Origin of the sequence: Flavobacterium sp. W21_SRS_FM6 (assembly GCF_052119645.1) — a bacterium.
Taxonomy (GTDB): Bacteria; Pseudomonadota; Gammaproteobacteria; order Enterobacterales; family Alteromonadaceae; genus Paraglaciecola.
Genome location: NZ_JBGQOM010000016.1, coordinates 1 through 24774, shown reverse-complemented (window position 1 = coordinate 24774; position 24774 = coordinate 1). Strand labels below are relative to the sequence as shown.

Annotated in this window: 19 protein-coding genes; 12 read left to right on the top strand and 7 right to left on the bottom strand. The window is 43.7% G+C overall.

The window, feature by feature from the left end; translation table 11 throughout:
• Positions 1-34 precede the first annotated feature (34 nt).
• Positions 35-2650, bottom strand: coding sequence for a TonB-dependent receptor (locus ACEN2L_RS19555; protein WP_441745795.1), 2616 nt, complete (start codon positions 2648-2650; stop codon positions 35-37).
• A 318-nt stretch (positions 2651-2968) separates the two neighbouring features.
• Here ACEN2L_RS19555 and ACEN2L_RS19550 point away from each other — a divergent pair, with 318 nt between their 5' ends.
• Genes ACEN2L_RS19550 through ACEN2L_RS19535 form a run of 4 tightly spaced genes read left to right on the top strand, consistent with a single transcriptional unit; the run spans position 2969 to position 6965 of the window.
• A complete protein-coding gene (locus ACEN2L_RS19550) occupies positions 2969-3646 on the top strand; it encodes a histidine phosphatase family protein (protein ID WP_441745794.1) in 678 nt (225 codons plus the stop codon).
• 40 nt (positions 3647-3686) lie between these two features.
• A complete protein-coding gene (locus tag ACEN2L_RS19545; RefSeq protein ID WP_441745793.1) occupies positions 3687-4913 on the top strand; it encodes an acyl-CoA dehydrogenase family protein in 1227 nt (408 codons plus the stop codon).
• Positions 4914-4925: 12 nt separating this feature from the next.
• Positions 4926-5966, top strand: coding sequence for a phosphotransferase (locus ACEN2L_RS19540; RefSeq protein ID WP_441745792.1), 1041 nt, complete (start codon positions 4926-4928; stop codon positions 5964-5966).
• A 24-nt stretch (positions 5967-5990) separates the two neighbouring features.
• A complete protein-coding gene (locus tag ACEN2L_RS19535; protein WP_441745791.1) occupies positions 5991-6965 on the top strand; it encodes an NADPH:quinone oxidoreductase family protein in 975 nt (324 codons plus the stop codon).
• A gap of 143 nt (positions 6966-7108) precedes the next feature.
• On the opposite strand, the gene ACEN2L_RS19530 is transcribed toward ACEN2L_RS19535, so the two are convergent.
• Positions 7109-7504: a DUF3718 domain-containing protein gene (locus ACEN2L_RS19530; protein ID WP_441745341.1), complete on the bottom strand. Its 396-nt coding sequence runs from the start codon at positions 7502-7504 to the stop codon at positions 7109-7111.
• Positions 7505-7735: 231 nt separating this feature from the next.
• On the opposite strand from ACEN2L_RS19530, the gene ACEN2L_RS19525 reads away from it, so the two are divergent.
• Positions 7736-8020 (top strand): DUF1330 domain-containing protein, encoded by a 285-nt coding sequence (locus ACEN2L_RS19525; RefSeq protein ID WP_441745790.1) that lies wholly within the window; start codon positions 7736-7738, stop codon positions 8018-8020.
• A 208-nt stretch (positions 8021-8228) separates the two neighbouring features.
• Here ACEN2L_RS19525 and ACEN2L_RS19520 read toward each other — a convergent pair whose 3' ends face one another.
• The 4 genes from ACEN2L_RS19520 to ACEN2L_RS19505 all read right to left on the bottom strand — a co-directional run bounded on the left by ACEN2L_RS19520 (position 8229) and on the right by ACEN2L_RS19505 (position 14390).
• Entirely contained in the window at positions 8229-10802 is a 2574-nt protein-coding gene (locus ACEN2L_RS19520) for a M1 family metallopeptidase (RefSeq protein ID WP_441745789.1), read from the bottom strand.
• A 154-nt stretch (positions 10803-10956) separates the two neighbouring features.
• Positions 10957-12606 carry a long-chain-fatty-acid--CoA ligase gene (locus ACEN2L_RS19515; protein ID WP_441745788.1) on the bottom strand — a complete coding sequence of 550 codons (1650 nt, stop codon included), beginning with the start codon at positions 12604-12606 and terminating at the stop codon, positions 10957-10959.
• Positions 12607-12683: 77 nt separating this feature from the next.
• Entirely contained in the window at positions 12684-13445 is a 762-nt protein-coding gene (locus ACEN2L_RS19510) for an SDR family NAD(P)-dependent oxidoreductase (RefSeq protein ID WP_306022267.1), read from the bottom strand.
• Between the two features lie 24 nt (positions 13446-13469).
• The gene (locus ACEN2L_RS19505; RefSeq protein WP_441745787.1) at positions 13470-14390 is read right to left on the bottom strand and encodes a haloalkane dehalogenase; all 921 of its coding nucleotides are present in this window, start codon (positions 14388-14390) and stop codon (positions 13470-13472) included.
• A gap of 233 nt (positions 14391-14623) precedes the next feature.
• Between ACEN2L_RS19505 and ACEN2L_RS19500 the strand changes: the two genes are divergently transcribed.
• The 5 genes from ACEN2L_RS19500 to ACEN2L_RS19480 all read left to right on the top strand — a co-directional run bounded on the left by ACEN2L_RS19500 (position 14624) and on the right by ACEN2L_RS19480 (position 21710).
• Positions 14624-16753: a 3-hydroxyacyl-CoA dehydrogenase NAD-binding domain-containing protein gene (locus tag ACEN2L_RS19500; protein WP_441745786.1), complete on the top strand. Its 2130-nt coding sequence runs from the start codon at positions 14624-14626 to the stop codon at positions 16751-16753.
• 69 nt (positions 16754-16822) lie between these two features.
• Entirely contained in the window at positions 16823-18004 is a 1182-nt protein-coding gene (locus tag ACEN2L_RS19495; protein WP_441745785.1) for an acetyl-CoA C-acyltransferase, read from the top strand.
• A gap of 92 nt (positions 18005-18096) precedes the next feature.
• Positions 18097-19911 carry an acyl-CoA dehydrogenase C-terminal domain-containing protein gene (locus ACEN2L_RS19490; protein WP_441745784.1) on the top strand — a complete coding sequence of 605 codons (1815 nt, stop codon included), beginning with the start codon at positions 18097-18099 and terminating at the stop codon, positions 19909-19911.
• Between the two features lie 122 nt (positions 19912-20033).
• Positions 20034-20942 (top strand): alpha/beta fold hydrolase, encoded by a 909-nt coding sequence (locus ACEN2L_RS19485; RefSeq protein WP_441745783.1) that lies wholly within the window; start codon positions 20034-20036, stop codon positions 20940-20942.
• A gap of 354 nt (positions 20943-21296) precedes the next feature.
• Positions 21297-21710, top strand: a complete 414-nt coding sequence (locus ACEN2L_RS19480) for a hypothetical protein (RefSeq protein WP_306022261.1) — start codon at positions 21297-21299, stop codon at positions 21708-21710.
• A 142-nt stretch (positions 21711-21852) separates the two neighbouring features.
• Here ACEN2L_RS19480 and ACEN2L_RS19475 read toward each other — a convergent pair whose 3' ends face one another.
• On the bottom strand, positions 21853-22248 hold the full coding sequence (locus tag ACEN2L_RS19475) for a DUF3718 domain-containing protein (RefSeq protein ID WP_441745341.1): 396 nt from the start codon (positions 22246-22248) through the stop codon (positions 21853-21855).
• A 204-nt stretch (positions 22249-22452) separates the two neighbouring features.
• Here ACEN2L_RS19475 and ACEN2L_RS19470 point away from each other — a divergent pair, with 204 nt between their 5' ends.
• Positions 22453-23214 (top strand): 2'-5' RNA ligase family protein, encoded by a 762-nt coding sequence (locus ACEN2L_RS19470; RefSeq protein ID WP_441745782.1) that lies wholly within the window; start codon positions 22453-22455, stop codon positions 23212-23214.
• A gap of 234 nt (positions 23215-23448) precedes the next feature.
• Entirely contained in the window at positions 23449-24639 is a 1191-nt protein-coding gene (gene uxuA / locus ACEN2L_RS19465; protein ID WP_441745781.1) for a mannonate dehydratase, read from the top strand.
• The last annotated feature ends 135 nt before the right edge of the window (positions 24640-24774 follow it).

Here is a 24774-nt window from a genome sequence, read left to right as displayed (position 1 = left end):
CGGCAATACAGCCGGCTCTATTCATTTCTCGCTATTAGAAACGTTTTTTAACCGTTACACCAAAGGTTCTTGGCTCAGCCATATAGGCGTTCAATTTACCCTCTTGTAAAGGGGTGTTGAAGTTAGTGCGGTTAATATACTCTTCGTCTAATAGATTACGGGCCCACACAATGACGTCCATATCATAATCAAGGAAGTTCATGAACAAACGAGCGTTAACTAAACTATAGCCATCTTGCACGGCATAAGGGTCGTTACTGCCATCTAAGATAATTTCGCTGGTGTAGGTATATTCACCTTGCACGTAGGCGTAAATACTATCTGACATCTCGATATCTTGTTTTAACGACAATACGGCATAGTTTTCTGGCTCGCCACCTGGTCTGTCACCTGAGCGATCACAGAAACGATTTGGATTGCCATCAGCGTCTGTACCACGACCGGGATCAGCAATTCCGGTGTGCCACGTGTAAGCCGTCCAACAGTTACCCGCTAAAAAGGTCTTGTATTTTGCTTTAACCAACGCATAACCCAAATTAACTTCTAGGCTGTCCGTAGGCAACCATGTTGCTTCTAACTCCAGACCTTTTATCTCGTAATCACCGGCGTTTTGTAAGTTAAAGCCATTACCCGTAAAAGTATTCGCTTGGAAGTCATTCACGGTGGTGTAATGAGTGGCTGCGTTAATGCGTAAATCTTGGTCTGGAAAATCCTTTTTCAAACCAATTTCAAATGCTTGAGAGGTTTCCGCATCAAACAATGGATTAAAACCGGTAGCAATCCTGTCTGTATTAGTCCCGCCTGACTTATAGCCTTCGCCGTACGAGGCATACCAAAGCGTATCGCTATCTGGTTGATAACTTAATTTGATGGTACCGGTAACCTGATCGTCTGAAAGGGTCTCATTAATATCTGCTCGAGGCCTAGTTGTATCACCTAGCAACAAGAACGCCCAGCCAGCCTGATCAAAGCCAGAAAAATTGGCTAGACTGGCTTGTCCTTCAGCGGTGGTTAAGTCAATTAAACCTGCACCAATGCCACCTAAGGTAGTTAAGGCACCAACTAAATTAACTGGTGTGTTGTTGGCTAAACCGTTAATGCCAGGGCCCACTTCGGTGAACACTGTCGACAAATCTTTGTCTTCGCTAGTGAAACGTAAACCGGCGGTCAGGGTTAATTCATCAGTAAATTTGTAATCAAATTGACCAAATAAGGCATAGCTTTTATGTTTTTGTTTTGCCACGTGGTTAAAGCCAGTCCCTGCCGGTGCACCGGCAGCGCGCGGGGCGATTAAACCGTTAGCAGCTAAGTTATCAATACCCCCCAACAAAGCATTAAAACTGCCAGGGCTACCGGTTAATGCATCAACGTTTTGTCCCAACACTCCCAGAGCAAAACCATCAAAAATGTTGTCGGTGTAAAGGCTGTACTCTAAGTCTAAATCCTGCTCAAAATAGTAAGCACCTAGTATGTAATTTAGCTTGTCGCTTTTATAGTCAATGCGTAATTCTTGTGAAAATGAACTCTGCTGAGAATCGTTTAATGTGCCAAATAAATCTGCGTCAGTGAAGTCGGTATCCAAATTATCGTATGACTCAAATTTACGGATTGCAGAGATAGATACTACGGTATAGTTTTCATCCAAATCCCAGTCTAATTGGGCCGATAAACCACGGTCTTTCATGCTGGATTCAGGTAAAAATGACACTGCGATTTCACGATCATAAAAGGCATCGCCACCAGCGAAAACGGTTCCACCAAGAGTGGGTAGTGCAGCGTCAGTACCAAACTTACCGTCAATCTCTTTGGCGCTAAGGTTACTTAATTGAACGGGGGCACCACAGCAAATTTCATTGATTTCAGCATAATCGGCAATAACACGTAATGTTACGTCTTCGTTGGGTGTATAAAGTGCTTGTGCTCTGGCACCCCAGCGGTCACGATCATTAACAATATCGCTGCCAAATTCTTTATCACTAATTGTACCGTCTCGTTGGCTACCAAATGCAGTAACACGAAAGGCTAATACGTCTTCAATAGCTGAAATGGAAGTTGCACCAGAGAGATTCACCAAACCGTAATTGCCCACTGTGGCTTCTAAAAACGCATCGCCACCGCTATGACTAGGTAACGCTGTGGTAACAAGTACGGCACCAGATGGGGTGTTTTTACCAAATAAGGTACCTTGCGGGCCGCGTAATACTTCAACTGCCGCTACGTCCACTAAGTTGTTAATTAACGAGTTTTGACGAGCGCGATATACGCCATCAACGTACAAACCAACCGAGGATTCAAGACCAAAGTTTTGCGAAGATGTACCGACACCACGAATAGAGAAACTTGAGTTAGTGGCACTTTGACTTTGAAAGGCTCCTAAACCTGGCACATTCGTTTGTAAGTCATACATGTCTTTGATGACAGATTCAGCCATTTCGTCGCCGGTAAAGGCGGTGACCGAGACGGGGACTTCTTGTAAATTTTGCGCGCGTTTCTGCGCAGTAACCGTGATGGTTTCTAAGCCTTGTTTTTCAGGTTTAGTTGGCTGTTCCTGTTCCTGGGCATTCGCAACTGTCCCGCTAAAAGCGAGGCTAAGACCGATGATAAGTGCTATGGGGGTGCGTTTGAAACGTGGTAAGTGGCTGTGGCTCATTTAAATTTCTCTCGTTACTAGTAAAAAAACAGACTAGTTTGGCTACGACTTTATTGGTTGTGTTCGGCAGAGCATCTTTGGTTTTTGGGCTTTTAACTGCTCTTACCTCTATTAAGCTAACAATGTTTTCACCCAAATGTAAATAAAACGTTTTTAAAATGTTATTCATGCTGGGTATTTGTTTGGTGAATGTAGCTTAATTTTACATTATTGATGGTGTTAATTAGTTTTGAGAATGGAATCCTATTAAAATAATCAATTAAACTAATAGATGGTTTCTGCATACACTGACTGGCATTAAGAATTAAAGGAATATTCATGCCTGAACTGTTTTTAGTGCGTCATGGCCAAGCATCATTTGGTGCAAAGAATTACGATAAACTAAGCCCTTTGGGGCACCAGCAAAGCCTGTGGCTAGGGCAGTATTTTACCGAGCGGCAATGTCATTTTAGTCAGGTATTTACCGGCACTTTGGTCAGACATCAAGAAACGGCTGCGGGTATTTTGCAGGGGTTAGATGAGGCTCCTGAGCCAAAAATTGATGCACGCTTTAACGAATTTGATTTTGCTACCATTGGCCAAGCTTATCTAAATCTTTATCCCACTGAGACCCTAGCTGCCTCTGCTTCGCCATCTGAATTTTATCGCTTATTAAAAAAAGCCATGTTGGCTTGGTCGCAAAATCAGTTAAATCCTGATGACGTGAGTGAAAGTTGGCAAGACTTTAAAACTAGAACATCAGGTGCTATCGAGTGCATAAAAAGCCAGCAAGCAGAAGGACCCGTTCTCGCAGTAAGTTCAGGTGGTGCCATAGCAATGATGATGAGCGTGATCTTAGGATTAGACGCCGTGCAAGTGATTGAACTTAATATGCAAATTCGCAACACCAGTTTTAGCCATCTTTATTTCAATCAACATAACATCCGTTTGAGTAGTTTTAACAACGTGCCGCATTTGGACACGCTTGAACGACTGCCATCAATTACCTTTAGCTAGGTTACCCATCAACCCTCATTAATTGCTTACAGGAATTAACATGAATTTTGATTACTCTGAAAAAACGTCCGGTTTAATAAAAAGGTTAGAAACCTTTATGCAGGAGCATATTTATCCTGTTGAGCAAGCTTATATTGAGCAAGTGCATGCTAATGCGCAATCACCTGAAACTCGCTGGCACACTCCTGCGATGATGGAGGATTTGAAGCAAAAAGCCAAAGCGGCAGGATTGTGGAATTTATTTTTGCCGCACGAATATTTGCCTTATGGCGCGGGTTTAACCAATCTAGAATATGCGCCCTTATGCGAATTAATGGGGCGCGCAATGTGGAGTTCTGAAGTCTTTAATTGCAGTGCACCTGACACAGGCAATATGGAAGTGTTAGCCAAGTACGGCTCTGATGAACACAAAAAGCAGTGGTTAGAGCCTTTATTGGCCGGTGAAATTCGCTCAGCGTTTGCGATGACTGAACCTGCAGTGGCGTCATCGGATGCGACCAATATTGAAACCTCAATTGTCAAAGAGGGCGATAACTATGTCATTAATGGTCGCAAGTGGTACACCAGTGGTGCAATGAACGACAATTGCAAAATTATGGTGGTGATGGGAAAAACGGATACCAGTGCGGCCCGACATCAGCAACAGTCACAAATTTTGGTACCAATGAATACCCCCGGCGTGACGGTAGTCAGAGCAATGGCTGCCATGGGCCACCTTGATGAGCCGGTTGGGCATGCCGAAGTATTGTTTGAAAACGTCAAAGTGCCCGCGACTAATTTGTTGGTGGGAGAAGGCGAGGGCTTCGCAATTGCCCAAGGCCGTTTAGGTCCTGGCCGTATTCACCACTGTATGCGTTTAATTGGCTGTGCCCAACGCGCCCTTGATTTAGCGTGTGAGCGTGTTGAGTCACGTATCGCCTTTGGTCAGCCATTAAGTAAGCAACAATCGATCCGTGAGCGCATTGCCCAAATGCATTGCGATATCGAGCAAGCTCGTTTATTGACCTTAAAAGCAGCTGATAAAATGGATCGCTATGGCAATAAAGTCAGCCGCGATATTATCGCTGCAATTAAAATTGTTGCGCCTAAAATGGCGTGCAATGTTATCGACCAAGCGATTCAGATGCATGGCGCTGCAGGCACCAGTCAGGACTTTATTCTAGCGGCCACCTATGCTTATGCTCGCACCATACGTATAGCAGATGGTCCTGATGAAGTGCATATGATGCAACTAGGGCGTAATCTTATTAAAGATGCTAACGCTTAAGAGGGAATGACATTGAGCGATTCAAATCAAGTTGATCAACTAGATGAGCAGGTATTAGCTGAGTATTTAACTCAGCATTTGCCTGATTTTAAAGGCCCCGTCAGCGCCACTAAATTTGCCGGTGGCCAGTCAAATCCAACCTTTAAATTACAAACCTCAGACCGGACTTACGTATTAAGACGCCAACCACCCGGTAAGTTACTCAAATCAGCCCATGCGGTTGATCGCGAGTACAAGGTGCTGGCTGCCTTACAACACGCTAAAGTGCCAGTTGCAAAGGTATATCATTTATGTGAAGACCCCAGTGTGATTGGCAGTCTTTTTTACATAATGGAATATGTTGAAGGCCGCGTATTTTGGGATAGCTCGCTACCTGAGATTACGAGCAGTGATATTCGCGGGCAAATGTATCAGCAAATGGCAGAAGTACTCGTAGCTTTGCACAGTGTGGATATTGAAAAAGTAGGCCTTGGAGACTATGGCCGCCCGGGTAATTATTTTGAACGCCAGCTAAGCCGGTGGGGCCAGCAATACACATTATCAGAAACCCACGAAATTGCTGAAATGGACCAGCTCATTGCTTGGTTAAACGCTCACTTACCAGCAGATGATGGCAAGGTGTCGTTGGTTCATGGTGACTATCGCATGGACAATTTAATGTTTCATGTCAGTGAGCCTAAAATTGTTGCTGTACTTGACTGGGAATTGTCGACATTAGGGCATCCCTATGCAGATTTAGCTTACCAATGTATGCAATTACGCTTACCCGAAAATGTGGGGAAAGCCACAGGTTTAGGTGGCGTTGACCGTGCTCCTTTGGGGATCCCTACAGAACAAGAGTATGTTGCAACGTATTGTCGACTCATGGGGATTGACAACATTCCAAATTGGAACTTTTATCTGGCCTTCAGTTTTTTCCGCTTAGCGGCTATCGCCCAAGGCGTCGCTAAACGGGCGCAAGACGGCAACGCATCAAATAAAGAAGCGATGAAGGTTGGCGCAATAGTACAGCCTTTAGCTCAGTATGCCTTGCAATTGACTCAAGGCCGGTAACCCCACGAATTGATGGAGTAGTAAATGAAAGCGATTGTATGTAACGAATTTGCCCCTGTAGAAGCCCTTAAGTACCAAGATGTGCCTGATCCAGTGGTAAAAAAAGGAGAGGTCATTGTCGATGTTAAAGCCTGCGGGGTAAATTTCCCTGATGGTTTACTCGTACAAGGTTTATACCAAATGAAGCCGCCGACACCGTTTATTCCGGGCAATGAAGTGGCCGGCGTAATCAGTGAACTGGGTGAGGGCGTTAGCCACCTGAAAGTGGGTATGCGCGTCATCGCATTATGTATGTTAGGCGGTTACGCAGAAAAAGTGGCAGTACCGGTCACCCATGTTATGCCTATCCCTGATGCTATCCCTGATGATGAAGCGGCCGCTTTAGTGACTGCTCACGCTACAGCGCATCATGCCTTAAAACAACGAGCCCATATTAAGCCAGGAGAAACTTTATTGGTGACCGGAGCTGCCGGTGGTACGGGTTTAGCCGCAGTACAAATTGGTAAACTAATGGGGGCAACCGTTATTGCGGTATGTTCAACCCAAGAAAAACTTGATGTCGCTAGAGCAAACGGTGCAGATATCTTAATTAACTACACCGAAACTGACCTCAAAACGGCGATCAAAGAAGTGACTAATGGCAAGGGCGTCGATGTGGTCTATGAATGCGTTGGTGGTGATACCTTTCACGCTTGTTCACGTAGCATGGCGTGGAATGGCCGTTTGTTAGTGGTGGGCTTCGCTGGGGGAACCATTCCTGAATTCCCAGTTAATTTAAGTCTCGTTAAAGGCTATTCAGTGGTTGGCGTTTTCTGGGGCTCGTTTACCCAGTATCAACCCAAAGATTTTGCCGCCAATATGCAAGAATTATTAACGTGGTATGTCGAAGGAAAGGTGAAAGTCATCGTTGATGAGGTACTCCCTTTGGCCAATGCGAAAGATGCCTTAAATAAAGTAATGGGCAGAGAAGTAAAAGGGAAAATGAGTTTGCGCCCTTGACTTAAAGCAAAAAAAACGGCCTCAATTGAGGCCGTTCTTTTAGGAGAAGGTGTTACGCTTCACCCACCATGTTGAATGGTTAATCAGTAGCGAGGCTCGCAGCCCGCAGTTTGCAGGCCGCGGCGCTAATCTCGTAACTGTTGTTAGATTCTTTCGTTTAATGCGGCAACGATAGGTGAGCTATCTAAGCCGTTTTCAGCCGCCCAAGCCACCACGGTTTTACCGTCAGCTTCTGGAGAGCTTAAGTCACCTTTAGGCATTTTCTTAACCATCAAGGTGCCGGTTTCTACTGCGCCGTTTAACATGGCCGTACGAATTAAGCTTTGACCGCCACATGAAATCCCTGAGTAATAATCTTGTAATTGTAAACGGTAGTCAGACTGGACCATTTTCATTTTTTTACGCAATTCGCCTTTATCGTCAGCTTTCACGATAGTGCAGATGTTTTGTAGTGCTTCGTTGATATCAGCATGAGCATTACCAGCAACAATGAAAGAAGCGGCGGCTAAAGCGATAGAAGTTTTAACGATTTTCAACATGGTCAATTCCTCAAATAGGTAAAGTAGTTAGGTTTAAGTTTAAAACAAAGTGTTTGAGTTGCTCCGTTTCGATGAGGCTATTAAAGCCCATTAAGGCTGTTTAAAAAATCTACAAGGTGATACTTAGGTATGGGTTTTAATAACCGCTCTGGTTAAAACAAAGAGTCTGAAATAAATTGTGTTAGACAGAATTAACAGAGTCACAAGTAAATAAGGCCATAAACAATAAAAGTGTATTTAATTGCTGAAATATATGTGAGGGATACCGAAGTATTTGCGGTATATCTGCATCGTATTCCTGAGTTTGTGGAAAAATATCAGGGCAGGTATTTGGTCAAAGGGGGGCTGCCAAATAGTATTGAAGGGGATTGGTGCCCAGAACAAGTGGTATTGATTGAATTTGAGAATAATTCAAATTTAGTGGCATTCATCGCTGATCCAGCCGTTAAAAAACTATTTTCATTACGTCGCGAGTCAACTATCAGCCGTGTTATCTCAGTCATAGGATGTGATTAGGGATCTATTTTAAGTCTCTATAAAAGTATAAAACATATTTTTTGCGTTTCTTAAGTTCACTTTCTTTGGTTTTCCTACGGCCACTTAAATTTAAAACAACTAAACAGTTTTCAGTAAAATTTATTAGCTCCATTTTCCTTAAATAAAATTTTAGGCATAAAAAAAGAGACCCAGGTGGGTCTCTTGTATTTCATCGTTGATGACTAACTTAACGAACGGCTCGTTTTAAGTAGTCGTTAAAAGCGCCTTGGTTTGCTGATTTAAGGGCAATACATTGCTCAGTACTGGCTTTTGAAATATCAAAGCTTCTTTGCATGCCATCGATATCTTTTTTACGCTCAGCATAAAATTGAGTGCTTAGGTCCAAATCATGCTGACTGCAAGACGTTGATGCATATTCGGGTAAACGCGCTACGTGATAGGCAGGCATTTTTTTGACTAACACAGCGAAGTTGGTTTCTAACCAGGTATACAGCAAGTCATGATTATCCAAAGCGCTATCTGCTCTTGCCACAAAGCTAATGACATTAGCAGGGCTGACTGTATCGCTTAGAGCAAAATCCAAGGTTTTAAGCACATTTTCGTTTTGTGGAAAGACCATGGCGCTGCGTAAAGTGCCGCGAATATTGGCATCTGTGTGTTGTAGATAAGCCGCTTCTAGTTTTTCAAACCAGCTTGAATCGCCATTTCTTACCGCATTACGTAGTGCAACAGAGGCGATACCTCTGGGTACACTACTAGGCTCGTCTAGAAACTGTTGTGCTAAGTCTAAGCTGACCTTGTTAACTTTGGTATCGTTAGAATAACGGGCGAGTACGCCGTATACTGCATTGCGCAAACGGCTCACATCGGTCGTGTCGGCAGTCTGTTCTTCAACACCTAAACGGTCAAACCAATTGAGCAGCTTTTGAGCTGCAAATTTGCCAAACATTGCTTCATTATCTTTATCAACGAGGTAAGTCAGATCGTTCATTGAACTTACTACCGAGCTGGCAACTACAGGGTCAGTGTCTGTTGCCAACACATCAAGTACTTGCATATATTGAGCGAGGTCAATTTCACCGGCGGCAAATAAAGCATCAGTGTTGTACAACACATTTTTTCTTTCTCTGGCGTTTAATGAGTTGATATCACTCAGTAAGGCACTGAGCTGTTTGGCGGGTATCTTCCAGCGCATATAGCCCATAGCGTTGTCATTAGGGAATATCCAATCTGCTTCACTCAGTTCAGCAATTACGGCGCTTTTGTCTTTTAAAAATAACTGGGTGCGCTGAATTTTGCCGTTTTTCTTGTAACTAATGGCTAAAGGAACGGTCCAAGTTTGTGGCGTGACGTTAGCGCCTAACAAGTGAAAACGACTTTGTTGTATTTTGCCACTGCTATCAAACGTTACCAAAGGATAAGCGGGTTGTTCAAGATAGGTTTTCATCAGCGCGGGCACATCAAAATCAGCAACATCAGACAAAACAGCCCACAAATCATCGGCTTCTGCGTTACCCCATGCATTATTTTTCATGTAAGTTTGTACGCCTTTTTGAAAGGCTTTTTCACCAACTAAAGATTCAATCAGGGTTAAGATCGATTCACCCTTGCTGTAATTGAGGCCTAAACCGTCCATCACATCTGTTTGACTTTTTACAATCTTTTTAACTGGCTTTACAGTGGGGCTTGAGTCAGCGCCAAAGGCGCCCTCTTGTACTAAAGCTGCTTGAAAGTTTTGCTCAGGATAAAGCTCCATCATGACTTTGGAGGCCATCCAAGAGGCAAAGGCTTCGTTCAGCCAAAGGTCATCCCACCACGCCATGGTGACAAGGTTGCCGTACCACATGTGAGCAAGCTCGTGAGCGATAACATTTAAAGGACTACGTTGTTCAGTTAAACGGGGCTCGTCGTCCAACAATAATAGGCTACTGCGGTAGGTCACTAAGCCCGCATTTTCCATCGCTCCATGGGTAAAATTAGGCACTGCGATAAAATCGAGCTTTTCAAAAGGGTAGGGGCTACCAAAATAATTTTCTAAACTGGCTAGAATGCCCGCCGTATGTTTGGCGGCAAATTTAGTGCGGCCCGCTTGGCCTTTTGGTGTGTATATTTTACCCGGGACTTTCAGATCAGGGATTTCTGCGGAGTCAAACTCACCCACTGCAAACGCAATGATGTAGGAAGGCATTGGCTTGGTTAAGTTAAATTCAACCGTTTGCCAGCCTTCTTTTACCCGGCGTTTATTCACCAAGGTATTAGAGAGTACCGTGAGTTTTTCTGGGGCAGTGATGGTCATTTGATAAGATATTTTAAATGCGGGTTCATCAAAGCTCGGAAACGCTCTTCTGGCGTGCATATCTTCAAATTGGGTAAAGATGTAGTTGTTGTCTTCAAACTTAGATAAATACATGCCATCAGAGGTGGTGTTGACTTTGCCATCAAACACGATATGCAATTTGTATAACTTAGGCTCTAGGCCCTTTTCCGCTTTGGCATGCTGAATATCGTAGGCATGAGCGCTAACCGTTAACGGTATGGTGGTCGCACCATCCAATAACTCGGCTTTAATGATGTTAAGGTCTAATTGATAAAACTCAATGGTATCGGTCGCTTCATTAACATTGATCGTGATGGTGGTCTCGCCACTGAACGAAGGCGAATCGGGATCAATTTTTAGACTGATTTGTTGGAACGTGGGGGTAACTTTGTCGGTGAGTCGAAAATTCGTCTCTTGAGCCATGGCAGTCGATGATAGTAAGCACATCAACGAGAACCAAAAACGCATACGAAAAAACGTCATAAGGTATCCTTGTTTATAATTTTAAGAAAAAAGCGCTGAACAGTAATTTAATGAGGGTCAAAAGCAAGTTTTAAAGCGTTAAAAAATATGTCAATAAGTGGAATGAAAGACATACAACGACCCATGAACGAGGGTCGATGTATGTCGTCAGGAGTTAATGACTTTCAGGAAATTGATAATCCTCGAAGGTTTTTCTAAGGGCTAATTTATTTAATTTACCGGTAGCGGTGTGGGGCAATTCTTTTACAAATACGACGTCGTCAGGCAATGACCACTTATGTAGTGTTTGACTCAAAAATGCAATAATCTCACTGGCAGTGGCTTCCACACCCTCCGCCAAAATAGCGACTAGTAGAGGACGTTCTGTCCATTTCGGATGATAGCGCCCTATCGCTGCCGCTTCAGCTATCTTGGGATGACTTAGGGCCGCGTTTTCTATTTCAATCGAACTGACCCATTCGCCACCCGATTTAATGACATCTTTAGTGCGATCGGTTATTTGCATAAATCCATTGGGATCGATAGTAGCCACATCCCCTGTCTCAAACCAGCCATGTTCATCTACTGGGCACCCTTCGGTTCCAGGCTCTTGTGACATGCCGTAATAACCACTCGCCACCCAAGGTCCGCGAACTTTAAGTGCGCCAAAAGCAACACCATCCCAAGGCAGTTCTTGGTTATTTTCATCGACAATGCGCATTTCAATGCCAAATACTCCACGACCTTGTTTACATTGCAAATCCACCAGTTCACTATCGCTTAAATCTTCCATACCACGTTTTAAACAAAATACGGTGCCTAAAGGACTGGTTTCTGTCATCCCCCAGCCCTGAACTACGGTTGTACCATAGGCTTTAAAACGCTCGATGATGCTGCGCGGACATGCGGCTCCACCTACCGTTACTCGGCTTAATTTATGGACTTTTGTTTTAGATTTATCCAAATAATCCAACAAGGCCAACCAAATAGTGGGTACGCCAGAACTATAGGTAATCCCTTCGTTTGCAATCAAAAATTGTAAGGTTTCACCGTCTGCCATTTTGGGCCCAGGCAATACTAATTTAGATCCCGCCATGATACCCGCGTAGGGGATACCCCAAGCATTAACATGAAACATGGGAACGACAGGCATAATGGTTTCATGGGTAGAAGCATTTGTGACATCAGGTAAAGAGCCGCCTAAAGCGTGCAATAGAGTCGAACGATGGCTGTAAACAACGCCTTTTGGATTGCCTGTTGTGCCAGAGGTGTAACACATACTACTTGCGGTATTTTCGTCAAAATGAGGCCAAGTAAATACGTCTGATTGCTCTGCTATTAGTTCTTCATAACACCATACATTTTCTAAGCTGGTTTGTGGCATATGCGCTTTGTCAGTCATCACAATAAAGCCGCTTACCTCTGATAAGTGTGGCTTCAATGCTTCAAGGAGGGGCATAACCAATACATCAACAAACAACAGTTTGTCTTGTGCGTGCTTTATAATGTAGGCGATTTGGTCTGGAAAAAGTTTTGGATTGATGGTGTGGCATACCATACCACTGCCTGAAACTGCATAGTAAAGCTCTAAATGCCGGTAATCGTTCCAGGCTAACGTGCCGATTCGGTCACCAAATTTGGCACCCAACTTCTCAAGCGCATTAGCCAATTTGCGTGAACGTGCAGCGAAGTCTTGGTAGGTATAGCGATGAAGTGGTTCATCAGCGGTAACCGACACAATTTCAGTCTCTGGAAAGTTGCGCTCAGCATGAACTAAAATCGAAGAAATCATCAATTGTGAATTCATCATCAATGCTTGCATCATTTTATCCTTTTTAAATATTTATAATGTTGAAAAATACAAGACCTTGTCTGCAGGTCGCTGTGTTAAATAGGCGCTTATTACCACGCTGATACACCACCATCTACGGCGATGGTTTGTCCATTCATATACGAGTTACCCGGAGATAACATCAGTAGCATGGTGTTAACGATTTCCTGTGGTTGTGCTAGACGTTTTATGGGTGTGCCACGGGCAAGTTGTGCCTGGCTTTCTGGAGAGTCATGGCCTTTCAATATAGCGGTAGGACTGTAAAAAGGACAAATAGCGTTACAGCGTATCCCTTTTCTGGCGTATTCAATGGCTGCAGTTTTAGTTAGTCCTGCTACCGCATGTTTAGCCGCAGCATATGCCCCGCCTTTTGGTGCCCCGCCAATACCGGCCATTGAGCTAACGTTCAGAATATGACCAGAGCCTTGGGCCATCATTGCATCAATCTGATACTTCATTCCAAAGAGCACACCCTTCACGTTGACGTCCCACTGTTTATCCATGGTTTGAGCTGTCAATAAATGTAAGGGGGCCATTTCGTGTGCGATACCAGCGTTATTTACCGCGATATCTACTCGGCCAAAGTGTTGCATTGCGCTGTCTACCATGGCTTTACAATCGAGTTCATTGGCGACATCGCAAATTTGACTCACAATGTTTTCTTTATTATCTGAGGTCAATGCAACCGTTTGCGCTAGATTGGCTTCGTTAATATCACTGATAACGAGGCGACAACCGCGTTTTGCTAGACCCAAGGTCAATAAACGCCCAAAGCCGCTGCCCGCGCCAGTAATGAGGGCTACTTGCCCAGTAAAATCGAGTAACTCATCCATTTGGAAGTCCTTCTATATTGGTTTTTATTGTATATTGAGCGGATTGGCTAGGATGAACATCAGCAAAACTTGACTCAGTGAATCAGCCTGATCCTCTTGAAGAAAATGTCCGCCGTTATTAATCGTGGTATGGGCTTGTCCCGCACAGCCAGGGATCAACTTTTGCAAAATTTTATCGCCACCAGCAGTAATAGGATCACTGTCACTAAAGGCGGTGATAAAAGGTTTAGTAAATTGCTGTAGCACCTGCCACGCAGCTCTGTTAGCGGCACTCGCTGGATCGTCTGGTGTTACAGGTACTAATAAAGGAAACTGTCGCACACCCGCTTTATAGCGTTCGTCGGGGTAAGGCGCGTCGTAAGCCGCTAGGGTTTCTTTACTGAGCTCTGTCACCGTTGCACCTTTGATAATGCCTGCGACCGGAAAAATCTCGACTTGTTGCGAAAAGGCCTTCCATTGTAAAAATGCTTCACTAGCGGGGTGATCACCGGTGGGTAACATGGTATTCGCGGCGAGTACTCGGGCAAATAATGTTGGGTGCTCAGCCACAAGTCTTAAACCAATCAAGCCGCCCCAATCTTGACAAACCAAAGTGATGCTACTTAGTTTTAATTTAATAAGTAGGGCTCTGATCCAATCGACATGGCGTTGATAGGTATAGTCTGATTGTTGCGTGGGTTTATCTGACTTACCAAAACCAATTAAATCAGGGGCAATAACACGGTAGCCTTGACTCGCCATCTGGGTAATCATTTTTCGGTACAAAAAACTCCAACTTGGCTCGCCATGCAACATTAATATAATTTCGCCGTCACAGGGGCCTTCATCTACGTAATGCAGATGCAACCATTCGCCTTCTTGATCACTTACCTTTATATAATGCTCCGCAAACCTGTAGTCAGGTACATCGGCAAAACAAACTGCTGGAGTGGTTAAATAGTGCAAAATAAACCCTATTGTGAAATTAATGTAAAAAACTTGTTTCGCGCTTAGAACATCAAATGGCGTAGTTAAAGTCAACTTGCGTACACTGATAAATCAGTATGAGTTTAATGAATACAAGGATGGGGCTTAGCTATAACTCATCATTATATGTCTACATAAAACCAATAAATTTGGATGATTGGCTATGCTGACCTAGTATCACTGCACTTAATATGATCTGGTTGGAGCTGTTTATGACACAAAATTCAATGCAAGCCGTTGCTTACGAAGTACTGGAGCAGGGTAATAATAAGAACGTAGCTTTAGTTTGGATGCAAAATCCACCGGTTAACGCCTTATCTAAATCAGTGCGCGTAGGATTAATAGCCGCAATTGAACAAGCCCTATCTGACGATTCTGTCGCAGCGATTGTTATTTCGTCTAAACAAACCTTGTTTTCGGGGGGCGCTGATATCAGCGAATTTTCAGGTGGTGATTTCGAGCCGCCTCTACCCAAAGTATTAGATTTAATTGAAAACGCCAGTAAGCCCGTGATTGCTGTATTAAACGGCCCTGCGTTTGGTGGTGGCTTAGAAGTGGCATTGTCGTGTCATTATCGTGTCACCTTTGCCGCTAACAAAGTGGGATTACCTGAAGTTAATTTGGGTATTTTACCCGGCGCGGGAGGGACCCAACGATTACCTCGTTTAGCGGGTGTGGCCCAAGCCTTAGACATGATAGTGTCTGGTCGCCCGGTTGCTGCTAAAAAATTACCAGGGGTATTTGATTTAGTGGTCGAGCAAGCTGAATCGTTATTAAATGAAGCCATGGCATTTTGCAACAAAGTGATTAACGATGGCGCCATCATCAAACGAACCAGTGAAGTAACTATCGATCCCAATACAGCTCCCGCTGAGTTGTTTACACAATATCGTCAAGGAATCGCTAAACAGGCCAGAGGTTTTTTTGCCCCTGAACGCTGTATACAAGCTGTCGAAGCTGCGGTAAGCCTACCATTTTTACAAGGTCTAGATCGCGAAGGCGAGTTGTTCATGGAGTGCATGGCCTCCAAAGAAGCCCGAGCCCAACAACATTTCTTTTTTGCCGAGCGTGCAGCATCACACGTAAAAGATTACGACAAAACTACGCCCACCAGAGACATCCGTAAAGTTGGTATTATCGGTGCTGGTACCATGGGTGGCGGTATTGCGATGAATTTTGCGAATGCGGGTATTCCGGTCACGATGCTTGAGCTGAAACAAGACGCTTTGGATAAAGGCCTGGCCCTTATTCGTAAAAATTATGAAAATTCAGCGAAAAAAGGCAAGTTAAGCTTAGCCCAAGTTGAAGAGCGGATGGCGTTATTGGGTGGTTCAACAAGCTATGATGATTTGTCTGATGTTGATTTAGTGATTGAAGCAGTGTTTGAAAAAATGTCAGTGAAACAAGCGGTATTTAAGTCACTGGATGCGGTTTGCAAGCCTGGCGCCATCTTAGCATCTAACACCTCTACTTTGGATTTAGATGAAATTGCTGCGGCCACTACACGCCCTCAAGATGTCATTGGTTTGCACTTTTTCAGCCCTGCCAATGTGATGAAACTACTTGAGGTCGTGAAAGGTGAAAAGACCTCAGCGGATGTGATAAAAACCACCATGATGATGGCGAAGAAAATTAATAAAGTCGCGGTGTTAGTGGGTGTGTGTTTTGGTTTTGTAGGTAACCGCATGATCGAATCTTATGGCCGTGAAGCCAATAGACTAATGCTTGAAGGCGCCAATCCTGAGCATGTCGATAAGGTAATTTACGATTTTGGTATGCCAATGGGGCCCTTCACTATGGGTGACATGGCCGGTCAGGATATTGGTTATTTTGTGCGTCAGTCTCGTCAAGAGTTTATTAAACATGACCCCTCTTACTGCGTCATTGCTGACCGTTTGGTTGAACAAGGCCGAGTGGGTTTAAAAGCAGGTAAGGGCGCCTACTTATATGCTGAAGGAAGCCGTGTACCCATTCCAGATCCTGCAGTAACAGAAATAGCCAAACAAGAAGCAGAGCGTTTAGGGGTTGAGCAACGCAATATCAGTGACCAAGAGATCCTTGAACGCATTATTTTCCCTTTGATAAACGAAGGCGCACTTATTTTAGAAGAGGGCATAGCAGCAAAATCCAGTGATATTGATGTTATTTACGTTTACGGATATGGCTTTCCTGTATATCGCGGTGGTCCTATGCAATACGCCGATGAAATTGGTTTAAAAACCGTTTACGACGCAATGTGTAAATACCGTGACGAACTGGGTGAACATGGTAAAAACTGGTTTAAACCTGCGCCATTGTTGAAAAAATTAGCAGAGCAAGGCAAACGCTTTTCTGATCTGTAATCCAATTTTAGAATGTTAACCTACGCTAAGTTAATCAGTTAGCTTGGTAATAAAATAAGAGTAAATATTATGAAAGAAGCTGTAATTGTCTCAACTGCCAGAACGCCGATTGGCCGCGCTTATAAAGGGGCTTTTAATAATTTAGAGGCACCAAGCCTTGGTGGTCACGCTATTCGCGAAGCCGTTAAACGTGCCGGTGTTGATCCTGCCAGTGTTGATGATGTCATCATGGGCAGTGCGTTAACTCAAGGCAGCGGCGGTATGAATATAGGTCGATTGGCTGCATTAGCAGGTGACTTACCCGTTTCTGTTTCAGGAATGACCTTAGACCGTCAATGCAGCTCAGGTATGTATGCCATTGCCACAGCAGCAAAACACATCATTACCGACAATGTGCCTATTATGGTAGCCGGTGGCTTAGACTCTATCAGCTTGGTGCAAAACAAAAGCATGAATACCCACAGAATGGTTGATCCTGCATTAGTGAAAAAGCACAGAGATATTTATATGCCGATGTTACAGACGGCAGAAATTGTGGCGAAACGCTACGGTATTAGCCGTGAGCTGCAAGATGAATATGCTTTACGAAGCCAAATGCGCACTGCAGCTGGCCAAGCAGCAGGAAAATTTGACGATGAAATTGTGCCAGTCACCGCTACTCAAGTGATCTTTAATAAAGAGACCAAAGAAGAAAGTTTCAAAGAAGTCACTCTGAGTAAGGACGAAGGTAATCGCGCTGATACTACCTTAGCAGGCTTGCAGGGTTTAAAACCTGTTATCGAAGGTGGTGTGATCACTGCGGGTAATGCCAGTCAATTGTCTGACGGTGCTTCTGCTTGTGTCATTATGGACGGCAAATTGGCTGAACAATCAAACTTGACGCCCTTAGGTGCCTACCGTGGTATTGCTGTCGCGGGTTGTGAACCTGATGAAATGGGCATTGGCCCCGTGTTTGCTATTCCTAAACTATTAAAGCAACACGGCTTAACCATGAACGATATTGGTTTGTGGGAACTAAACGAAGCCTTTGCTGTGCAAGTGTTGTATTGCCGTGACAAATTGGGTATTCCTGACGAGTTGCTCAATGTAAATGGTGGAGCTATTTCTATTGGCCATCCATACGGAATGAGCGGTGCCAGAATGGTAGGTCATGCCTTAATTGAAGGTAAACGCCGTGGAGCCAAGTACGTGGTGTGTACTATGTGTATTGGCGGTGGTATGGGCGCAGCGGGTTTATTTGAAGTTTTCTAGTCGCTGCTCGCTTGAAATAAAAAGCACAATGAAATGATTAGTTGATAAACCCCTATCAGCTTTTATAAGTAAAAGAACATAAGAGGTAGTTTATGCAAGGTTATAAAGCCCCACAAAAAGACGCACTATTCGTGATGAACGAGTTGCTTGGTTTTGATAAACATTATGCTGAGCATGGGTTTGATGACGCATCGCCCGATATGGTTGAAGCGATTTTTTCTGAGGCGGCTAAATTTACTGAAAACGTGTTGGCGCCGATTAATGCCAGTGGTGACGAAGAAGGCTGTGTGTGGAAAGACGGTGTTGTGACCACTCCCGCAGGATTTAAAGAAGCGTATCAACAGTATGTTGATGGTGGTTGGCCTTCAATGACTCAGCCCGAAGAATTTGGCGGCCAAGCTCTGCCTTACTCTTTAGGCTCAATCATCGCTGAGTGGTTTTCTGGCGCCAATCATAGCTGGGCTATGTACCCCGGTTTAAGCCATGGCTGCATGGAAACCTTGAAAGCACACGGCAGTGAAGAACAGAAAAAACAATATTTAACTAACTTGGTATCAGGAAAGTGGACTGGCACCATGTGTTTAACTGAGTCTCACTGTGGTTCCGATTTGGGCATGTTGAAAACCAAAGCAGTTCCAAATGGCGATGGCTCTTATAGCATCACAGGGACAAAGATTTTCATCTCTGCAGGTGAGCATGATTTTTCAGAAAACATTGTGCACATTGTGATCGCGCGTTTACCTGACGCACCTAGCGGTACAAAAGGCATTTCATTGTTTGTGGTACCTAAGTTTAACGCAGGTCCAAATGGTGAAAAGCTCGAGCGCAATGCGGTGGCCTGTGGTTCGATTGAACATAAAATGGGGATCAAAGCCAGCGCCACGTGTGTGATCAATTTTGATGGCGCTAAAGGCTATTTAATCGGTACCGAAAACCGTGGTTTAAACTGCATGTTTACGTTCATGAACATGGCGCGTATCGGTACTGGTTTAGAGGGCTTAGCAGCAACAGAGGCGGCTTTCCAAGGTGCGTTAAGCTATGCCAAAGATCGTTTGCAGTTCCGTTCTGTATCGGGCGTAAAAAATCCAAGCGGCCCGGCTGATCCTATTATCCATCACCCAGATGTTCGTCGTATGTTGTTAACGCAAAAGGCCTTGCGTGAAGGTGAGCGTGCAATGGCGCTTTACTGTATGAAGTTAGTGGACGTGGGTTTGTATTCAGATGACGAGAAAGCTAAACAAGTGGGTGAGGGTAAACTCGCTTTGTTAACGCCCATCTTAAAAGCGTTTTTAACAGAAACTGCTCAAGAAACAACCAGTTATGGTATGCAAGTATACGGCGGTCATGGCTTTATCAAAGAGTGGGGCATGGAGCAGCTAGCCCGTGATACTCGTATTTGTACAATGTATGAAGGTACCACAGGTATTCAAGCTATTGATTTACTGGCCCGTAAAGTTGCCGGTTCAAACGGTGAGTTACTCAAACTCTTTATTCAAGAAATTAAGGAGTACTGTTTAAGTATTCGCGACAAGAGCCAGTTTAATGCGTGGTCTAACTCGATCAATAAACATTGTGATGAGTGGGCACAAATCACCGGTGATATTTTGCAGCGCGCAGCTAAAAATCCAGAGGAATTAGGTGCTGCTTCAGTGGATTACTTGATGTATTCAGGTTATGTCACTGTTGGATATTTTTGGTTAAAAATGGCGGTTACCGCGCAGGAGAAAATCGACGCAGGTGACTACAGCAACAGTGTTGGTGATGAAGCATTTTACCAAGCGAAGTTACATACAGCAAAGTTCTACTTTGACCGTTTGCTAACCCGCACTCGTTCGTTAGTCTCATCAATGGATTCAGGCGCAGATAACCTAATGAGTATGGATCAAGAGATGTTTTATTTAGGCTAGAAATGGTTGGCTTTTTAGACGCTACTAGCTGAAAAATTGCTAAAAGGTAAAGGCGAATGACGGGCAAATATTTGTGAGTCATTCGCTTTTTTTTTCCTTTTTTTTGTGTCAAGGAACGCTAAATGAAACATCAATATATTGATATCGATGGGGTGAAATTGCATTATGTCGCAGCGACCCCTCCTCAACCTCGTGGAACCATTATTTTTCTTCATGGATTTCCAGAGTATTGGGCCAGTTGGCATCATCAAATCGAGTATTTTTCTCAAGGCTTTCGGGTAATCGCACCAGATTTACCAGGGTACAATTTGAGTGATAAACCTCTGGACTCATCGTTTTATCAACTGCCAAAGCTCATTGCCTTTATGGCACGGTTTGTTGAAGAAGTGTGTCAAGCCCATCGTCAGGATGAGCCCGTGTACTTGGTTGCCCATGATTGGGGCGGTGCTATTGCCTGGCCCTTAGTAGCGTTTTATCCTCAGCTATTCACTAAACTGATTATTATCAATGCTGCCCATCCCAGTACCTTTACTCGGGAAATGTTCATCAACCCCCGCCAGCAGCAAAAAAGTCATTATATTCACCAGTTAACAGCCAAAGATGGACCCGCTCAGGTCAAAAAGAATGATTTTGAATTTTTAAGGGAGATGGTATTTGCTGGCACCACTTATGCTGTTTTTAATGAGGAGGAAAAATCTAACTACTTAGCGGCATGGCAGCAACCACAAGCCGTTGAGGGCATGTTGGCTTATTACCGCATGATGCCCCAGCACCCGCCACTCATTAGGGAAAGCGACGGCTTAGCCGCGTTGCAAAGTGTCAAAATACCTAACATACGCATTACTATTCCTACTTTGGTGTTATGGGGCGAACAGGATGAAGCCTTTGAAAACGCTATTTTAAACGGGCTAGAAGACTATGTGCCAGACCTTGCGATTAAGCGATTTGCCGATGCGAGCCACTGGTTGCATCATGAACAGCCTGAAAACGTCAACAAGCATATTGCTGCTTTTATTTGCTTGGTCCCATAAATTCAAGGCATAAAAAAACCGCAAAGCTGTTTACGACTTTGCGGTCCAGGGATTTTAAATGACAGTTCACTACGCTGTCAGAGAGTATGACGCCAAGTTTAGGTAAAAAGTTTAATTTATATGCAAAATTAATTTGTATTGTTAGTTATAACTCATTCTTTTTTGTCACATAAGCAGCGTTTATTGGGGCTGCAGTACCTTGTTGGCTTACTTTATTAATTAATATTTAATTATTATAAAAACCAATAGCTTTTAACCTTATATTTTTTATAGGATATTGACTATTCGTTTTCTAGGTCTAATTAGCCATTCGCTTGGAGAAGTGACTTACGTGATTGGAGAAGTAGTAGATAAATGAAAGCACCTTATTGGATGAACGTGAACAAAGATCTGATTATTGGGGCATTTACCGGATTGGTATTGGGTTTACCCCAAGGTTTAAGAGAAATTCCTTTGCTCAGCCAAGCTCTTACAAGCTCAGAAACCTGGCCGATGTATACCGCTATCGGTGTATTACTTGGTTTTTTTGTTGGGGTGCATTTGATCAGTCGAGCCAATCCAGAGCCAAAAAAACGTGCTGCCTTTGCGTGTGCTGTAGTGATTGCAATTTCTATAGGATTTCTGCCATTTATCCGCAGCTGGATTGCCCAAAATCTTGACGAACTCAGTATTCAAGTCCCTATTTTTATTGGCTTAGCGATAGCGATGATGATTGGAGGGGCAGTGAGTCATTGGTTTAGTAAAAAAGTGACACAGCCACAAGAGTAAACAAAAAAACGGCCCCAATTGAGGCCGTTCTTTTAGGAGAAGGTGTTACGCTTCACCCACCATGTTGAATGGTTAATCAGTAGCGAGGCTCGCAGCCGCAGTTTACAGATTGCAACTCGCGGCGCTAATCTCGTAACTGTTGTTAGATCCTTTCGTTTAATGCGGCAACGATAGGTGAGCTATCTAAGCCGTTTTCAGCTGCCCAAGCCACCACGGTTTTACCGTCAGCTTCTGGAGAGCTTAAGTCACCTTTAGGCATTTTCTTAACCATCAAGGTGCCGGTTTCTACTGCGCCGTTTAACATGGCCGTACGAATTAAGCTTTGACCGCCACATGAAATCCCTGAGTAATAATCTTGTAATTGTAAACGGTAGTCAGACTGGACCATTTTCATTTTTTTACGCAATTCGCCTTTATCGTCAGCTTTCACGATAGTGCAGATGTTTTGTAGTGCTTCGTTGATATCAGCATGAGCATTACCAGCAACAATGAAAGAAGCGGCGGCTAAAGCGATAGAAGTTTTAACGATTTTCAACATGGTCAATTCCTCAAATAGGTAAAGTAGCTAGGTTTAGGTTTGAAACAAAGTGTTTGAGTTGCTCTGTTTCGATGAACCTATTAAACCCTATTAAAATTGATTGAAAAATCTACAAGGTGATACTTAGGTATGGGTGTTAATACACCAAACAAATTCTGTAGTGAGTGACTGTTTGAATATGCTTTTTAAATAAAGCGCCTTACTATGACAAATAGTCAGGCTAAGAACTTTTTACTGAGTGTGAACATGTCAGAAAATAAAGAGATTACCCAGATTTACCGCAATATGTGGCAAGGCGCATCTCCTCTGCTTGCTCGCAACGAGATATTAATCGACCCATACCTGAGCGGCAGAACAGACACGCGAAGAGGTATTACTTTACTGATCCGCATTACCTCACCTGTAAGTGAATCAATACAGAAATTTTTAGCTGAGGTTAGTCAAGTGGAGCCCGGTCAGTACGCTTATCCTTCTAGCGATTTGCATGTTACGGTGATGTCGGTTTTATCTTGTATCGAGGATTACACATTAGCGGGTGAAAATGAGGCCGCTTATATCGACTTGATTCGGCCTATTGTTGCAAACACGCCACCATTTTCGATAGAGTTTTCGGGTTTAACCTTGTCTGAAAGCGGTATCGTGTTGTGCGGCTATCCCAGTAATAATTCATTAAATCAGTTACGAGACCAATTACGCCAACACATTACTAAAAGTGCTTTACCGCACAGCATGGATGCGCGGTATCCCTTAATAACTGCACACAGTACCGTGCTCAGGTTTAAGCAGCGCTTACAAGATCCTGATAAATTGCTGGTGTTTTTGGCGAAGAATCGAGAGCGCCATTTTGGTCAATTAAGGGTGAGAAATATGGCCTTAGTGGTAAATGATTGGTATCAAAGCCAGTCTACGACAGTGCTTATGGATACTCTTGCCCTAAAACCGGCGCAGTCATCAACCAAAATATAACTTGCTTCTCTTTTGGTCAGGCCAATTTTAGGCGCAATTACCCCTGCTTATCACTATGACAAGGCCATATATTGCCAGTTATGCCAATAAAGGGCAGTTAAAAATTGCCATAGAATTATTGTTGAAATGTGGTCAAGCCAATTTTGTTGCCGTATACTCACTCAACTAAAACATAATGTTTATCATTAGTGCAGGGGAGTTAGCCTGCTCTATATTTATCTGGAGGGTATTTACGTGATTGAGACATGGCGTTGGTTTGGACCCAGTGATTCGATTAGTTTGCAAAAGATTCGTCAGGCTGGTGCGACGGGCATAGTCACTTCTTTACATGAGGTGAAAACAGGCGATGTGTGGTCGGTTGAAGCGATTGCTGAGCGTAAGAGAATGATTGAGCAGGCTGGTTTAGATTGGACCGTAATTGAAAGTATTCCCGTACATAATGATATTAAAACCCGGACCGGAAACTATCTCCAGCTTATTGAAAATTATAAAGAATCCATAAAAAATGCAGCAGCTTGTGGCGTTTACACCATCTGTTATAACTTTATGCCAGTGGTAGATTGGACACGCACTAACCTGATGTACCGTTTACCAAATAATAGTCATGCACTGCGGTTTGAAATGACCGATTTTGCCGCTTACGACATGTATTTACTCAAACGTGCTGGTGCAGTAGAGAGCTATTCTGATGAGGTTAAACAAAAAGCAGAGCTGCGCTTCTCGAATATGAATGACGATGAGCGTGAGGCACTTGAGAAAAATATCATTGCTGGTTTACCTGGCGGCGAGGGCTCTTATACCCGTGATAGTATCCGTGCAGCCATTCAACAATTTATTGATTTAGGTACAGAAGGTTTTAGACAAAATTTATTTTTGTTTTTGCAGGCTATTATTCCCACCGCCGAAGAAGTAGGCGCGAAAATGTGTATTCATCCTGATGATCCACCCTTTTCGTTATTTGGTTTACCCCGTGTGGTCTCTACTGCTTCTGATGCACAAGCTTTGTTAGATGCATGCCCTAGTCCAGCAAATGGCTTGACGATGTGTGCCGGCTCTTATGGTGCCAGAGGCGATAATAACTTAGTACAAATGACCCGCGACTTCGGTGAAAAAATTTATTTTGTGCACCTGCGTAACGTGATCCGTGAAGCTGATGGTTCATTTTACGAGTCGGACCATCTAGACGGTGATAATGATATGGTAGGTCTAGTTGAAGCGTTACTAAACGAAGAGAAACGTCGTTATAAAGCTGCTGACGGAGGAGAATACTTGTCTATCCCAATGCGCCCCGATCATGGTCATTTACTTGAGGACGAATTACATCAAGCAGGTGTTAAACCTGGGTACAGTTATGTGGGGCGCTTGAAGGGCTTGGCCGAGCTTCGTGGCGTTATCCATACTGTTAGCCGGTTTGTAAATCACTAAAGAATACAAGTGAAGCAAAAAAAAGCTAAGGTTGATCCTTAGCTTTTTTTTTGCTTCTTGTCCCATCCTGAAATAAGTTGACATAAAGAGGACTTCTTTATGAAAACATCAAGTAATAAAAGCGCTAGACGGTCA